At 68.6% G+C, this 13812-nt stretch carries 15 protein-coding genes; 9 read left to right on the top strand and 6 right to left on the bottom strand.

Annotated elements, in window-relative coordinates:
* Nucleotides 1-10 precede the first annotated feature (10 nt).
* From GGQ97_RS04580 to GGQ97_RS04565, 4 genes are read left to right on the top strand one after another with little or no spacing between them, the layout of a single operon-like run.
* Complete coding sequence (locus GGQ97_RS04580; RefSeq protein ID WP_209022788.1) at nucleotides 11-322, top strand: YggT family protein; 312 nt, start codon at nucleotides 11-13, stop codon at nucleotides 320-322.
* A 4-nt stretch (nucleotides 323-326) separates the two neighbouring features.
* Nucleotides 327-1220 (top strand): bifunctional methylenetetrahydrofolate dehydrogenase/methenyltetrahydrofolate cyclohydrolase FolD, encoded by an 894-nt coding sequence (gene folD, locus GGQ97_RS04575; RefSeq protein WP_168067844.1) that lies wholly within the window; start codon nucleotides 327-329, stop codon nucleotides 1218-1220.
* Nucleotides 1217-1861, top strand: a complete 645-nt coding sequence (locus tag GGQ97_RS04570; protein ID WP_168067843.1) for a hypothetical protein — start codon at nucleotides 1217-1219, stop codon at nucleotides 1859-1861. Before folD ends, GGQ97_RS04570 begins: the two co-directional genes overlap by 4 nt.
* Complete coding sequence (locus GGQ97_RS04565) at nucleotides 1858-2490, top strand: MarC family protein (RefSeq protein ID WP_168067842.1); 633 nt, start codon at nucleotides 1858-1860, stop codon at nucleotides 2488-2490. The genes GGQ97_RS04570 and GGQ97_RS04565 overlap by 4 nt, the downstream gene beginning before the upstream one ends.
* Nucleotides 2491-2521: 31 nt before the next feature.
* Here GGQ97_RS04565 and GGQ97_RS04560 read toward each other — a convergent pair whose 3' ends face one another.
* Complete coding sequence (locus tag GGQ97_RS04560; protein ID WP_342448448.1) at nucleotides 2522-4306, bottom strand: AcrB/AcrD/AcrF family protein; 1785 nt, start codon at nucleotides 4304-4306, stop codon at nucleotides 2522-2524.
* Between the two features lie 72 nt (nucleotides 4307-4378).
* Between GGQ97_RS04560 and GGQ97_RS04555 the strand changes: the two genes are divergently transcribed.
* Both GGQ97_RS04555 and GGQ97_RS04550 read left to right on the top strand, forming a co-directional pair.
* Nucleotides 4379-4792 carry a GtrA family protein gene (locus GGQ97_RS04555; RefSeq protein ID WP_209022787.1) on the top strand — a complete coding sequence of 138 codons (414 nt, stop codon included), beginning with the start codon at nucleotides 4379-4381 and terminating at the stop codon, nucleotides 4790-4792.
* Nucleotides 4792-5523: a class I SAM-dependent methyltransferase gene (locus GGQ97_RS04550; protein WP_168067841.1), complete on the top strand. Its 732-nt coding sequence runs from the start codon at nucleotides 4792-4794 to the stop codon at nucleotides 5521-5523. Before GGQ97_RS04555 ends, GGQ97_RS04550 begins: the two co-directional genes overlap by 1 nt.
* On the opposite strand, the gene GGQ97_RS04545 is transcribed toward GGQ97_RS04550, so the two are convergent.
* Nucleotides 5445-6476, bottom strand: coding sequence for a glycosyltransferase family 2 protein (locus GGQ97_RS04545; protein WP_168067840.1), 1032 nt, complete (start codon nucleotides 6474-6476; stop codon nucleotides 5445-5447). The genes GGQ97_RS04550 and GGQ97_RS04545 overlap by 79 nt on opposite strands.
* Nucleotides 6473-8047 carry a hypothetical protein gene (locus GGQ97_RS04540; RefSeq protein ID WP_168067839.1) on the bottom strand — a complete coding sequence of 525 codons (1575 nt, stop codon included), beginning with the start codon at nucleotides 8045-8047 and terminating at the stop codon, nucleotides 6473-6475. The genes GGQ97_RS04545 and GGQ97_RS04540 overlap by 4 nt, the downstream gene beginning before the upstream one ends.
* Nucleotides 8048-8149: 102 nt before the next feature.
* On the opposite strand from GGQ97_RS04540, the gene GGQ97_RS04535 reads away from it, so the two are divergent.
* Complete coding sequence (locus GGQ97_RS04535) at nucleotides 8150-8740, top strand: EF-hand domain-containing protein (RefSeq protein WP_168067838.1); 591 nt, start codon at nucleotides 8150-8152, stop codon at nucleotides 8738-8740.
* Nucleotides 8741-8858: 118 nt separating this feature from the next.
* A complete protein-coding gene (locus GGQ97_RS04530) occupies nucleotides 8859-10910 on the top strand; it encodes a S46 family peptidase (protein WP_168067837.1) in 2052 nt (683 codons plus the stop codon).
* A 3-nt stretch (nucleotides 10911-10913) separates the two neighbouring features.
* On the opposite strand, the gene GGQ97_RS04525 is transcribed toward GGQ97_RS04530, so the two are convergent.
* From GGQ97_RS04525 to GGQ97_RS04515, 3 genes are read right to left on the bottom strand one after another with little or no spacing between them, the layout of a single operon-like run.
* Nucleotides 10914-12131 (bottom strand): SAM-dependent methyltransferase, encoded by a 1218-nt coding sequence (locus GGQ97_RS04525; RefSeq protein ID WP_168067836.1) that lies wholly within the window; start codon nucleotides 12129-12131, stop codon nucleotides 10914-10916.
* On the bottom strand, nucleotides 12128-12994 hold the full coding sequence (locus tag GGQ97_RS04520; RefSeq protein ID WP_168067835.1) for an oxygenase MpaB family protein: 867 nt from the start codon (nucleotides 12992-12994) through the stop codon (nucleotides 12128-12130). The genes GGQ97_RS04525 and GGQ97_RS04520 overlap by 4 nt, the downstream gene beginning before the upstream one ends.
* 45 nt (nucleotides 12995-13039) lie before the next feature.
* Nucleotides 13040-13516: a hypothetical protein gene (locus GGQ97_RS04515; protein WP_168067834.1), complete on the bottom strand. Its 477-nt coding sequence runs from the start codon at nucleotides 13514-13516 to the stop codon at nucleotides 13040-13042.
* A gap of 134 nt (nucleotides 13517-13650) precedes the next feature.
* Here GGQ97_RS04515 and GGQ97_RS04510 point away from each other — a divergent pair, with 134 nt between their 5' ends.
* Nucleotides 13651-13812, top strand: a complete 162-nt coding sequence (locus GGQ97_RS04510; protein ID WP_168067833.1) for a hypothetical protein — start codon at nucleotides 13651-13653, stop codon at nucleotides 13810-13812.

Genomic DNA, 13812 nt, shown 5'->3' with positions numbered 1-13812 from the left:
GAGGGGGGCCATGGTCATCCTGCGCACCCTTCTCGAGATTGCCGCCATCCTGCTCAACGTCCTGTGGTGGCTGATCATCATCCAGGTGATCCTGAGCTGGCTGGTCGCCTTCAACGTCATCAACACCTCGAGCGAGGGGATGCGCCGCTTCCTGGTCGGCCTCGACCGCTTCCTCGAGCCGCTCTACCGCCCGTTCCGCAAGATCCTGCCCGACTTCGGCGGGCTCGACCTGTCGCCGGTGGTGGTGCTGCTGCTGATCGGCATCCTGATCAACCCGGTCATCTCCAACGCCCTCGCCTCCCTCCCCGCGCCGGGGATGTGAGGCGATGACGGGCAAGCGGATCGACGGAAAGGCCACGGCGGCCGAGCTCAGGGCCGAGGTCGGGCGGATCGCCGCCTTCTTCCGCGCCGGCACCGGCCGCCCGGTCGGGCTTGCCACCGTGCTGGTCGGCGAGGATCCGGCGAGCGAGGTCTACATCCGCTCCAAGCGCGCGGCGTGCGGCGAGGCGACGATGGAGAGCGTCCACCATGCCCTTCCTGCCGAGACCAGCGAGGCCGATCTGCTGGCGCTGATCGCCCGCCTGAACGCCGATCCGGCGGTCGACGGAATTCTGGTCCAGTTGCCGCTGCCCGGGCACATGGACGCGGGGCGGGTGATCGACGCGATCGATCCCGACAAGGACGTCGACGGCTTCCACGTGGTCAATGCCGGGCGGCTGGCGGTCGGCGATCCCGCCGCACTGGTCCCCTGCACCCCGCTCGGCTGCCTGCACCTGCTCAAGGCCGAACTCGGCGACCTCAGCGGCAAGCATGCGGTGGTGATCGGCCGCTCCAACATCGTCGGCAAGCCGATGGCGATGCTGCTGCTGGCCGAAAGCTGCACCGTCACCATCGCCCACAGCCGCACCCACGACCTGCCCGCCCTCGTCCGCGAAGCCGACATCGTGGTCGCCGCGGTCGGTCGGCCCGAAATGGTCCGCGGCGAGTGGATCAAGCCCGGCGCGACCGTGATCGACGTCGGCATCAACCGCGTGGCTGGCACCGAGCCCGGCAAGACCCGGCTGGTCGGCGACGTCGCCTTTGCCGAGGCCGAAGCCCAGGCAGGCGCAATCACCCCGGTGCCGGGCGGGGTCGGTCCGATGACCATCGCCATGCTGCTCCGCAACACCGTCGTCGCGGCCCACCGCCGGGCCGGCCTCGCGCCGCCGGTGGGACTATGATCCTTGCCTCCTTGCTGCTCGCCGCGGCCGCTCCGGTCACCGCGGTGGAGGCCGAGCGCGCCTTTGCCGCCGACGCCCAGCGCCAGGGCCAGTGGACCGCGTTCCGCAAGTGGGCCGACCCGACCGCGGTGATGTACAATCCGCAGGCGGTGTGGGCGCAGGAATTCCTCAAGGGTCGCAAGGACCCGTCCCGTTCGGTCGAATGGTGGCCGGCGCAAAGCTGGGTGTCGTGCGACGCGCGCACCGCGGTGAACACCGGTCCGTGGCACAATGCGGCGAGCAAGGCCGACGGCTATTTCACGACCCTGTGGATGCGCCAGGCAAGCGGCGCATGGCGCTGGACCGTCGATGGCGGCGACGCCCTCAAGGCGCCGCTGGCCCGGTCGGCCCGCCCCACGGTGCGCAAGGCGAGCTGCAGTAATCGCGCGCTGCGGCTGCGGCAGATCGAGCGGTCCTATGCCAATCGCCTGAACCGCACCGCACCGCCGGGTGACAGCGGTTACGCCCGCTCGGCTGACGGCACCCTGCTCTACAATTGGACGGTGACCGCGGACGGCGCGCGGCGCACCCGCGTGCAACTCTGGACCGGCAGCCGGTTCGACACCGTGCTCGACCAGAAAGTGGCGGCGCCGTCGGCATGATCGAGCTGTTCACCTCGGCGTTCATCACGCTTGCCGTCATCATCGATCCGCCCGGTTGCGCCCCGATCTTCGCCGGGCTGACCAAGGGCACTGCCGACGCGCACCGGCGGGCAATGGCGATTCGCTCGGCGCTGGTTGCCTGGTCGATCCTGCTGTTCTTCGCGCTGCTCGGCGAACCCCTGCTCAGTACGCTTGGAATCAGCCTGTCGGCGTTCCGGCTGGCGGGCGGCATCATGCTGTTCATGATCGCGCTCGACATGGTGTTCGAGAAGCGTACCGAACGCCGCGAGGAGCGCGCGCGGGAGATCGAGGGCACGCCCGAGGCCGACGACATCTCGGTGTTCCCGATGGCGATCCCGATGATCGCCGGGCCTGGCTCGATCGCCTCGATCATGCTGCTGTCGGCCCGCGCCGAGGGACTTACCGAGCAAGCGGTGGTGCTGGGCGCGATGACCGCGGTGATCGTGCTGACCCTGCTCGCGCTGTTGCTCGCCGGACCGCTGATGCGGATGATCGGCGCCAAGCTGGAGGCGATGATCACCCGGATCCTCGGCGTCATCCTTGCCGCGCTTGCGGTCCAGTTCGTGCTCGACGGGCTGGAGCGGAGCCTGCCCGGCCTCGCCGGCTAGGCGGCAGCAAAACGCCCTCGCCGGCTAGACGTCAGCGCACCACCCGCCACATCTTGAGCGGGCTGTCCTTGCCGAGGTCGATCGGCTGCAGCCACCCGAAGCGCGCCCCGCGCTCCAGCTGGGCGTAGAAGCCGCGCGGCGCCTGGCTGCGGAAGATGGTCGCCTGGTTCATGTGCGGGCAGACCAGCAGATAGTCCGACCGGTGCTTGAGGATCAGCGCGCGTGCCTGTTCGGGCGTGCCGCGCATCGCGTTCATGCTGTCGGCGATGGCCATGCCGTTGCGATGGTAGGGTCCGCCCAGCGCATCGTGCCTCGTCACCGCGATCAGGCGGGGGCCGAGGTCGATGAAGGTGAACACCATGCCCTTGGGCTGCTTCGCCACCGGCCGCATCGCCCACAGGGTCGGGCACAGGCGGTTGGCGCGGTTGTTGAGCCGCTGCGATTCGGTGACCTTTTCCTGCTTTTCCGGAAGGAATTTCAGGACCAGCGGCGCGGCCCCGCCGCTTGCCGCCAGCACCAGCGCGCTCGAGCCGAGCACCACCACCAGGCTGTTCTTCGCGTTCCACAGCCGGGGCAGCAACGTCGCGGTCAGCGCCGCGCAGCCGACCACGCCGAGCAGCTGGCTCGCCGGCCCCGCGCGGGTCTGCCAGAACAGGAGCGCAAAGGACGCAGCGGCGATCGCGGCGGGGCCGAGGATCCGGCGCAGCAATTCGGGCTCGCGGCGGTGCAGCCAGGCCAGCCACGCCCAGCCGACCAGGCCCGCCGCCGGCAAGGAGATGACCGTCACGACCGTCCGCCAGCTGTGCTGCGTGATCGGCTTGGCTTCGCGGACATTGCTCAGCCACAGGCGGTCGACTTCGGGCGACACGCCTTCGAGGCGCGAGAGGCAGTTGGGCCAGGCCAGCGCATGGAAAGCGGCCACCGCCACCCCCGCCGCGGCGGCAAGCGCAAGGCGGGTGGTCCAGCGCTCCGGGCTCTTCCAGGCGATCAGCGTGAGCAGCGCGCCGCCCAGCAAGGCGTCGGACAGCCAGACCGGCGACAGCGCGTCGCACACGGGTAAGCGATTGGCGTAGCTGGCGAACAGCAGGAAGCCTGCCGCCGTTCCCCCGGCGATGCTGACGGCATAGGCCAGCAACCGGTCGCGTTCCCCGGCGTCGGAGACCCACATCAGCACCTGCGCCGCCCCCGCCAGCGCGAGGTAGATCAGCATCTCGAGCCCGATCGACAGGCTGATCGCGCTGGCAATGCCGGCGGTGAGGCCGCCGCGGCGGCGGTCGGGATCGGCGAGCCCGGCGATCACCAGGCTGAGCATCGCCAGCTGCCAGCCGTGGTGGTCGATCCGGGTCGGCATGAACATGCCGTTGGTGGCGCCGGCGAAATAAAGCGCGATCAGGGCCGCGACAAAGGCCGCCGGGCTGATCAGCCGCCGCGCGGTCAGCGCAATGCCAGTGAGTAGGACCGCGTAAGGCAGCATCGGCGCGACTGCGACCGCCATCCGCTCGGCATCGGCGCCGGTGGTGAACAGCCTGCCGAGCAGGATCAGCCCGGCAAGCGGCAGGTCGACGATCCGGCTCCAGTGGATGTTGGCGCCGCCGAACGCCGGATCGAAGCGATATTGGCGAAGGTCGAACCAGCCTTGCCCGTTCAGCAGCGCGCGGACCTGCGCCATGCGGAGGTTGTCGTCGGTGTCGCCCAGCGCGAAGCCGATGATGCCGCCCCACTTCTGCCAGGTGAACAAGGCGCAGGACAGCAGCCACGCGACCAGGATCACCAGCCGCCAGTGCCGCTCCATCCATCCCAGCAACCGTTCGGGCACGTCCGCAATACTCCAAACCTGGCACAGCCAATCGGTTGCCGCTCTAGGCACTTGACCCTAGAGGGCAAGGCCATGATCCAGGCAAGCCTGCTCCAAGCCTCCCAGCGCCGCGAGCTGATCGGCCAGTTGATCCGCTTCGGGCTGGTCGGCCTCGGCTCGACCCTGCTCTACGCCGCCGTCTACTGGCCGCTCGCCACTTACGTGATGTGGCCGGTGCTGGCCGTGGTGATCGCCTTTGCAGTTGCGGTGACCGCCGGCTTCTTCCTCCACAGCCGGTGGAGCTTCAAGGGTCACGAGCGGACAGAGGACAAGAAGACCAAGGCGCAGTTCCTGGCGGTGCAGACCGCCGGCATGCTGATGAACGCGGGATTCACCTGGGTCGCGGTCGACTGGCTTCACGGACCGACCTGGTGGCCGCTGGTCCCGGCGGTGCTGATCACCCCGTTCCTGACCTTTGCGCTGAACCGCTGGTGGGTGTTCGGCTGATGGAACGGCAAGTCTATGACCGGATGGCCGAGCTCGACCAGCGCCACTGGTGGTATCGCGCCCGGCGCAAGGTGCTTGCGCAGTTGATCGCCCGCGTCGTGCGGCCGCGCCCGAACAGCAAGATCCTCGAAGTCGGCTGCGGCACCGGGCATAATTTCCCGATGCTCGACATCTTCGGGTCGGTCGACGCGATCGAGGTCGATCCGGCCGCGCGGGCGATGGCGGAAATGCGGCTGGGGCGGCCGATCGGCTCCTCCCCCCTGCCGGCCCTCGATGGCGTGGCCGACGCGTCCTACGACCTGATCGGGTCGTTCGACGTGATCGAGCATATCGCCGACGACCGCGCCGCGCTGGCCGGGATCGCCCGCTGCCTGAAACCCGGCGGCAAGTTTGTGATGACCGTCCCCGCCCACCAGTGGATGTGGTCGGCGCATGACGTGGTGAACCACCACCAGCGCCGTTATTCCAAGTCGTCACTGAAGGCGCTGGTCGACTGCTCCCCGCTCAAGCTGGAGAAGATCGGCTACCTCAACAGCTTCCTGCTTCCGGTGGCGATCGCCGCTCGGACGGCGGGCAAGCTGACCGGCAAGGACGATGGCGACGATACCCTGCCCCCGGCCCCGCTCAACGCGGCGCTGGAAGCGGTATTCGCTCAGGAAGCGCGGCTGATCGGCAAAGTCCCGCTGCCGCCCGGACTGTCGCTGTGGGCGGTGGCGTCCTCGGGCACCTGACCGAGCATCTTGCGCGGGGTCCGGGCGTCACCGGCGATGTCCTGCACGATGTACAGCGGGCGCTGCTTGGCCTGGCTGTAGAGCCGACCGATATATTCGCCCATCATCGCCAGCACGAACATCTGCACCGCGCCCAGCACCACCACCACCAGCATCAGGCTGGTCCAGCCCTGGATGTTGCGGCCGGTGAGGAAGGCGAAGAGGATGTAAAGGATGATCAGCACCGAGCTGAGGCTCAGCAGCAGGCCGGCATGGCTGGCGAGCTTCAGGGGCGCCGAGCTGAACCCGGTCAGCGCGTCCAGCGCGAAGCGGATCATCTTGCCGAGCGGATACTTGCTCTCGCCCGCGAAGCGTTCGGCCCGGTCATAAGGGAAGGGCAGCTGCTTGAACCCGATCCACGCCACCATGCCGCGCACGAAGCGGGCCTGCTCGGGCATCGCCAGCAGCACGTCCAGGGCGCGGCGGCTCATCAGCCGGAAATCGCCGGCGTCGAGCGGAATGTCGATTTCGGTCGCCGAAGACAGCAGGCGATAGAAAGCGTGGGCGGTGGCGCGCTTGAAGCGGGTTTCGCCGGCGCGGCTGCGGCGGACGCCATAGACGACGTCGGCGCCTTCGCGCTCCATCATCTCGAGCATGGGCCCAAGCAGTTCGGGCGGATCCTGGAGGTCGGCGTCGACGATGAGGATGCGGCTGCCCCGCGCGAGGTCGAGCCCGGCGGTCAGCGCCAGCTGGTGGCCGTGGTTGCGCGACAGGTTGACGCAGGTGAGGTGCGGGTCGGCTGCGCTCATTTCCTGCATGATCGGCCAGGTCCGGTCCTTCGATCCGTCGTTGACCAGGATGATCTCGTAATCCTCGCCGAAGGTGGTCCGCGCCGCGCCGCTCAGTCGCTGGTGCAGCAGGCGCACGCATTCCTCTTCGTTGAAGCAGGGAACGACGATCGAAAGCGCGGTCATCGGGAGGGATTAGCGGGTCCGGGCCCGATCCGGTAGAGGGCCGAGCCGTCGGGCAGCCCCCACACCTTCTGCAGGTCGGACACCAGCGCCGGATCGTAGGGCGGCGGATTGATCAGCCACAGATAGTCGAACGCCTCGCGCGGGAAGCGACGAAGCATGGGGCTGATCGGCCGTCCGAAGCGCGCGGGGCAGCGGTCGTGGAGGACGAGGTTGCTGGGATCGTGCTGCCAGTAGCCCGCCGCCCGGTTGGTCACCGTCAGCAGCTTGGCGCCGGGCACGTCCCAATGGTCGTTGGAGAAGCCGTTGCGGCGGACCACCACCATGCCGCCAAGGTGCGCGTTGCGCCACATCGGCCAGCCGCTGGTGCGGGAGCAGCCGAGCCCGACCATGCTGACCACCCGGGCGCCCTCCGGCACCTGGTCGAGCGCGGTCAGTTGCCGCGCATATTCGTCGCTGGCGAGCTTCAGGCTCCAGGTGACGCTGGCCGTTCGGGCGAGGAAAAAGGCGAGGGCGAAGGAGGCGAGGACCCAGCCCATGCCGAGCTGCGTGTCGCGCCGGAAGCGGATCGCCAGCAGCGCGAAGGCGAGCACGAACGGCATCAGCCGCATGTCGGCATAGGCCGAACCGAAGATGATCCGCGGCAACATGGCAAAGGCCAGGCCGAGCACGATCGCGGTGAAGGTCAGCATGCGCGACAGGGTCAGCCGCGGGTGGACGATGGCGAACAGGAACACGACCAGGCAGGTGAAGAAGCTGATCCGGTCCCACACCAGCCAGCGATCGCGCAGGACGGTGTTCACCGAGAACATCTTGTTCTTCCAGTTGAACCAGTCGGCGGTGACCCCTCCCCCGCCCTCGCGCCACAGGACCATCAGGAGCAAAGGCAGCGCGAGGCTGAGGCACTGGCCGGCCGCACGCAGGATCGAGCGCCACCAGCTGCGGCCGTCGTCATGCGCGCGGACCACTTCGGCCGAGAAGGCGAGCAGGCCGAGGAAGCCCCAGCCGAAGGCGTGGCACAGCCAGACGAGGATGCTGATCGGCACGAACAGCGCGGCGCGAGGCCGGTACTTGCCCTTGCGCCCGAGCCGCAGCCACAGCCCGAACGCCAGCATCGCAAGCGCGACGCTCAGCGCATAATTGACGAAGCCGAACAGGAAGTGGTGGCCGTAGACGAACGGCAGGGCGAACATCACCGTCGGGGGCAAGCGGTGGTGCACCTCGCGCGCGACCCACAGCATGCCCGCGGTGGTCATCATCGGGATCAGGATGATCACCAGCTTCACCGCCGGCTCCAGCCCGATCAGCCTGGCCAGCGGATAGACCGCGAGGTCGACGCCGAGATTGCCCATCAGCGCCCATTTGAAGCTGTACATCGCGGCCAGGCTCGGCACGTCGCCGTCGAGCATGACCCGGTAGCGCCCCATGTGGCCGAGCAGGTCGACCAGCGGCGGAACCGGCGGATACAGCAACGGCACCGCCGACAGCAGGACCATGACCACCACGAAGGCGCGCGTTTCCCACCAGGGGCGCGGCATTCCGGGTGGGTTCGGCGGTGCGGCGGGCGGGATCATGGCAATGCTCAGCCCCTCGCAGCTTGCGCGGCAACTGTCACCCCCGGTTCAGCAATCCGCCGTTATCTGCGGATACATCAAAACAGGGCGAATGGAGGCCTTATGAAGAAGATGTTGTTGGGCGCGGGCTTGCTGCTTGCCGCCACTGCCGTCGGCGCGCAGGTCGCTCCGCAGGCTCCGGTCGCGCCGCGTGACGGGGTGCAGACCCGTTCCGAAGTCGTGCAGCGGGCGCGGGCGATGTTTGCCCGGGTCGATACCAATCGCGACGGTTACATCACCCAGGCCGAAGGCCAGGCGATGCGCGCCGAAAAGCGCCAGCGCATGGGTGGCAAGCGGATGGCGCAGGCCGCCGATCCGGCCCGCCGGGCCGAGATGTTCGGGCGGATCGACACCAACCGCGACAACATGATCAGCCGCGACGAATGGACCCGCGCCGAAGCGCTGCGCGGCGAGGGCCGGGCCGAAGGCCGCCGCGGCGGCAGGGGCGGCGAGCGGATGGCGATGCGCGGCCGCGCCGGCGGCGCGATGATGCGTATGGCCGACACCAATCGCGACCAGCGCATTTCGCTGGCCGAGGCCGAAACCGCGGCGCTGCAGCGCTTCGACCGGGTCGACCTCAACCGCGACGGCCGGGTCACCCGCGAGGAGCGGCAGCAGGCGCGCCAGCAGCGCCAGGGCATGCGGCGCGGCTGACCGCTTCGGCAGTCACGATGTGAAGAAGGGGCTCGGCGGGCAATCGCCGGGCCCCTTTTCCTTTTCGGCGGGCGCGTTAATCCGGTGCACGATCACATCCCATCAAGGACAAGCCAACATGCGTCTCAAGTCCGCTCTCTTTGTCAGCGCCTCGCTCGCCTTCATGCTTCCGGGGGCCGCCCGCGCGGACGAGGGGATGTGGACCTTCGATGCGTTTCCGGCGGCGCGAATGAAGGCGGCCTATGGCTGGGCGCCCGACCAAGCCTGGCTCGACAAGACCCGCGCTGCGGCGGTTCGCCTGACCGGCGGCTGCTCGGCCAGCTTCGTGTCGGCCACCGGGCTGATCCTCACCAACCACCATTGCGTCGCGACCTGCGTCGAGGAGAATTCGACCGCCGACAACAACATCCTGGTCAAGGGCTTCACCGCCCGTTCGACCGCCGAGGAGAAGAAGTGCGCCGGTCAGCAGGCCGAGGTGGTGACCTCGATCCGCGACGTGACCCAGACGGTCAAGGCGGCGATCGGATCGGCCACCGGCGCCGACGCGGTGCGGGCGCGCAATGCCGCCACCGCCAAGCTCGAGTCCGAGGGCTGCACCGACAAGGCGACCACCCGCTGCCAGGTCGTCAGCCTGTACGGCGGCGGCCAGTACAAGCTCTACACCTACCGCAAGTATAGCGACGTCCGCCTCGCCTGGGCGCCCGAAGCGCAGGCCGCGCAGTTCGGCGGCGATCCCGACAACTTCAACTTCCCGCGCTACTCGATGGATGCGAGCTTCCTGCGCGCCTACGAGAATGGCAAGCCGGTCGCGACGCCCGCCTTCCTCAAGTGGAACCCGCGCGCGCCGCAGGACGGCGAAGCCACCTTCGTGGTCGGCAATCCGGGCTCGACCAGCCGCCTGTTCACCGGTGAGCAGCTCGCCTTCCAGCGCGAACTAGCGCTTCCGATCATCGTCACCATGACCTCGGAATTCCGCGGCCGCCTGATCAACGCGATGGCGCAGTCGGCCGAGCGCAAGCGCGAAGGCGCCGAGACGCTGAGCGGGATCGAGAACAGCCTCAAGGTCTATATCGGCCGGATGAAGGCGCTGAACGACCCGGCCTTCACCGGCAAGCTCGCCGCCGCCGAAGCCAGCCTCAAGCAGGCCAGTGCCGGCAAGCCGGCGATCGGCAACCCGTGGGGCGACATCGCCAAGACCGTCGAGGCCAATCGCGCCATCTATGTCGAGCGGCTGTTCGCGCTGCCGCAGGGCGATCTGTTCAACTATGCCCTCGCGCTGGTGCGGGTCGCCGAGGAGCGCGCAAAGCCCAATGGCGAGCGCCTGCCGGGCTTCACCGATTCGGCCCTGCCGCTGCTCGAGAAGAACCTCACCGACGAACGCCCGGTGACCCCGTGGCTCGACCAGCTGCAGATGGAATGGTCGCTGTCCAAGGCCCGCGAATATCTCGGCGCAGATCACCAGCAGACCAAGCTTCTGCTCGGCCGCGAGTCGCCCGAGGCGCTGGCCGCGCGGCTGGTGACGGGGACCAAGCTGGCCGACCCGACGGTGCGCAAGGCGCTGCTCGATGGCGGCGCGGCGGCGATCGCGGCGTCGACCGATCCGATGATCGTCTATGCCCGCAGCGTCGATCCAAACGCCCGTGCGCTGCAGAAGCGCTATGACGCCGAGGTCGACGCGCCGCTGACCGCCGCCCGCGCCCGGCTCGCCGATGCCCGCTTCGCCGCCTATGGCGACAGCAATTATCCAGACGCCACCTTCACGCTGCGGATCAGCTACGGCAAGGTCCAGGGCTGGACCGAGCGTGGCACCCCGGTCCCGACCCGCACCGTCCTGGGCGGCACCTTCGACCGCGCGACCGGCGCCGAGCCGTTCGACCTGCCCCCGGCGTTCGCCGCCAACCAGGCGCGGATCGACAAGAACGTCACCTATGATTTCGTCACCACTAACGACATCATCGGCGGCAATTCGGGCTCGCCGGTGATCGACAAGGCGGGCACGGTGATCGGCGCCGCGTTCGACGGCAACATCAACAGCCTGGGCGGCAATTACGGCTACGACGGAACGCTCAACCGCACCGTCGTGGTGTCGACCGCAGCGGTCCAGGAAGCGCTGGAGAAGATCTACCCGGCGCCCAACCTGGTCGCCGAACTGCGCGGCCGCCGCCGCTAAGGCCTAGGGGGCCGGGCGGCGGAAACGCTGCTCGGCCTCGGCCATGTAGTCGCGGGTGATCGGCAACGCGCGCCGGTCGCGCACATACTGCACCTGGAAGTTGTTCATCGCGCCCTGTTCGAACCCGATCGCAGCGGCCGCGAGGTAGAATTCCCACATCCGGAAGAAGCGCTCGTCGTACAAGGCGACGATCTCGGCCCGGTGGGCGTGGCAATTGGCAAGCCAGTGCCGCAGCGTATAGCCGTAATGCAGCCGCAGCGTTTCGACGTCGGTCGCGATCAGCCGCACCTCCTCGCTGGCCGCCATCATCTGGCTGAGGCTGGGCACGTGGTAGCCGGGAAAGATCCACTTGTCGGTAAAGGGATCGGGCTTTCCCGACTTGCCATATTTGCCGATGGTGTGGAGCAGCATGACCCCGTCGTCGGCCAGCAGGTTGCGGCAGGTGGCGAAGAATTCGCGATAGTGGGCGAGGCCGACATGCTCGAACATGCCGACCGACATGATCCGGTCGAACCGGCCGCTCACCGCGCGATAGTCGATCAGCTCGAACCGGACCTGGTCGGCGACGCCCGCCTCCTCGGCGCGCTGGCGCGAAACCCGCAGCTGTTCCTCGCTGAGCGTGACGCCGAGCACCTCCACGCCGGCCACGCGGTTGAGGTACAGCGCCATGCCGCCCCAGCCCGAGCCGATGTCGAGCACGCGCTGGCCCGGCCGGAGGTCGAGCTTGGCGGCGATGTGCGCCTTCTTGTCGGCCTGCGCCTGTTCGAGGCTGTTGGCCGGGTCGTGGAAATAGGCGCAGCTGTACTGGAGGTCGGGATCGAGGAAGAGGCGGTAGAGCTTCTCGTCGAGGTCGTAATGATGGGCGACGTTGCGGCGCGAGGCGGCGGCATCGTTGCGGCGCGGCAGCAGGCCCTTGAGGAATCCCATCTGCTTCTTGAGCCGGCCCTTGTGGCCGCCGTCCTCGAAGCGATTGGCACCGACCACGATCGTCAGCAGGTCCATCAGCTGCCCCTGCTCGAGGGTCAGCCGGCCGTCCATGTACAGCTCGCCGAACGCCAGCCGCGGGTTGCGCAGCAGGGTGACCAGCGCGGCCTTGTCGTGGACCTGGACCACCACCACCGGCTCGCCCGAGCCGATTGTCGAGCGCTCGCCCCCCGGCATGATCACCGTCAGCGTGCCGTTGCGGATGCGGTCGCCAAGTAGGCGCTCGAGCAGGTTCATGCCTCCAGTTTGCGCGGAGCAAGCGCCCAGCGCAACGTCGAAGCGAGCCCGAAGGTCGCCGCTCCGACCGCCGGGATCGCAAGGCCCGATCCGCGCAGGCCGTGCAACCGCCGCACCTCGCGCGGAAGGAGGTCGGTGGCGGAGCGCATCAGCAGGCGCTGGACCGGGAACAGGCGGAGGCGATCGGGGGCGGCGTTGAGGATGATGTCGCGCACCGCGCGGCTGCGCTCGTCGGGGCGGAGCTCGGGCAGGAAGTCGCGGGCCAGCGCCTCGGCCTCCGCCTCACTCCGCGGTACCGGGTCGGCGCCCAGCTTCTCGCCGATGATCGCCACCTCGCGCCAATAGGCGTCACGCTCGGCCAGCGGCATGGCCGGGTCGGCGAAGCGGCGATAGCCGGCGAGGAACATGGCCGAGCCGGCGAGGTGGACGAACGCCAGCAGCCGCGGGTCGTTGGCGTCGTAGGGCGTGCCGTCAGGAAGCTGGCCGGTCACGAAGCCGTGGATCCGCCGCACCCGCTCGATCGCCGCGTCCGCCTCCTCGCGCGCGCCGTAGGTGGTGACCGCGATGAATCGCGCGGTGTTGCGCAGCCGGCCATGCATGTTGCGGCGGAAGTCGGAATGGTCCCACACCCCGGCCAGCGCCTGCGGGTGGAGCATCTGCCACAAAAGGGCAGCGACCCCGCCAACCATCATCCCGGCGAGGTCGGCATGGACCTTCCACGCCACCCCGCCCGGCGGGCACAAGGCGTCGTCGGAGGGCTTGATCGGCTGCTGGCCCCTCGACGCATCGTTGAAGAAGGCGCCGACCTGCCCGGCAAGGTCGCGGCGAAATCCTTCAAGGGTCGGAAGTGCATGACTGGTCATGGCGGGGGAACGAGCGAAGGGAGGCGGCGGCTCCGCCCTGTCCCGTCAGTCCTCGACGATCGTCATCGCCCCGATCCGCAGGAACTCGCTGACCGAGCGGCCGAGCGTGTCGAGCTGGGCCTGGAGCAGGTCGGCGATCTGGCCACTCTGGAGATAGCCCGGGGTGAACTGGATCGTCCCGTCGGGCCCCCGCTGGAGCACGTCGCGCTCGATCAGGCGATTGACGTAGCGCCGCGCGGTTTCGCGGTTGAAGCCGGTGGCGACGGCGATCGAGCTGACGTTGCAGCTTCCCAACTGGTCGCGCGGAAACGGCGTTTCGAGGCTGCGCAGCTCTTCCGACAGCTCGCTGCGGGTGAATTTCTCGGCCGAGATGGCGACCACCGCGAGCAGCACCAGCGCGCTGTCATGATCGCCGGCGACTTCGCGATAATGCTCCATGCAGCGAAGCGTCAGGATCGCCATCTGGATGCCTGCCAGCCGGCTCTCGCCGCCCGCCTGATGCTGCGCCTGAATCCGGATCATTCGTCCAATCCTAGTGCCCGCTGCATAGCATAATCGGGGCCGGGCGCACAGTCTGTGCACCAAGCCGGCAAAGTCGGATGTTTTCTCCCCTAAGAGGGGGCTTCCTGCCCGCCGAATGCCCTGACGAGGTTCTATTGACCCGCAAGATTCTGCCGCCCTGCTCGATGAATGGATGCGACCATGCCGCCGGGGCAGTGATGGACGGCGTGCTTTATTGCGGGGCGCATGCCACCGAAAAGCTCAAGAGCAGGATGCAGGCGGCCGGACCGGCCACCATGCGGCCCGCCCGGACCTGA

The organism is Sphingomonas kaistensis (assembly GCF_011927725.1).
Lineage (GTDB): Bacteria > Pseudomonadota > Alphaproteobacteria > Sphingomonadales > Sphingomonadaceae > Sphingomicrobium > Sphingomicrobium kaistense.
The sequence above is the reverse complement of the archived record's forward strand: the minus strand, read 5'-3'. Positions and strand labels throughout refer to the sequence as shown.

What these genes read in the sequence shown, in the direction of transcription:
- GGQ97_RS04530 (WP_168067837.1), top strand. Translation starts at nt 8,859, where the DNA reads ATGCGTCTCAAGTCCGCTCTCTTTGTCAGCGCCTCGCTCGCCTTCATG.
- GGQ97_RS04550 (WP_168067841.1), top strand. Translation starts at nt 4,792, where the DNA reads ATGGAACGGCAAGTCTATGACCGGATGGCCGAGCTCGACCAGCGCCAC.
- GGQ97_RS04520 (WP_168067835.1), bottom strand. Translation starts at nt 12,994, where the DNA reads ATGACCAGTCATGCACTTCCGACCCTTGAAGGATTTCGCCGCGACCTT.
- GGQ97_RS04580 (WP_209022788.1), top strand. Translation starts at nt 11, where the DNA reads ATGGTCATCCTGCGCACCCTTCTCGAGATTGCCGCCATCCTGCTCAAC.
- folD (WP_168067844.1), top strand. Translation starts at nt 327, where the DNA reads ATGACGGGCAAGCGGATCGACGGAAAGGCCACGGCGGCCGAGCTCAGG.
- GGQ97_RS04535 (WP_168067838.1), top strand. Translation starts at nt 8,150, where the DNA reads ATGAAGAAGATGTTGTTGGGCGCGGGCTTGCTGCTTGCCGCCACTGCC.
- GGQ97_RS04540 (WP_168067839.1), bottom strand. Translation starts at nt 8,047, where the DNA reads ATGATCCCGCCCGCCGCACCGCCGAACCCACCCGGAATGCCGCGCCCC.
- GGQ97_RS04515 (WP_168067834.1), bottom strand. Translation starts at nt 13,516, where the DNA reads ATGATCCGGATTCAGGCGCAGCATCAGGCGGGCGGCGAGAGCCGGCTG.
- GGQ97_RS04555 (WP_209022787.1), top strand. Translation starts at nt 4,379, where the DNA reads ATGATCCAGGCAAGCCTGCTCCAAGCCTCCCAGCGCCGCGAGCTGATC.
- GGQ97_RS04545 (WP_168067840.1), bottom strand. Translation starts at nt 6,476, where the DNA reads ATGACCGCGCTTTCGATCGTCGTTCCCTGCTTCAACGAAGAGGAATGC.
- GGQ97_RS04570 (WP_168067843.1), top strand. Translation starts at nt 1,217, where the DNA reads ATGATCCTTGCCTCCTTGCTGCTCGCCGCGGCCGCTCCGGTCACCGCG.
- GGQ97_RS04525 (WP_168067836.1), bottom strand. Translation starts at nt 12,131, where the DNA reads ATGAACCTGCTCGAGCGCCTACTTGGCGACCGCATCCGCAACGGCACG.
- GGQ97_RS04565 (WP_168067842.1), top strand. Translation starts at nt 1,858, where the DNA reads ATGATCGAGCTGTTCACCTCGGCGTTCATCACGCTTGCCGTCATCATC.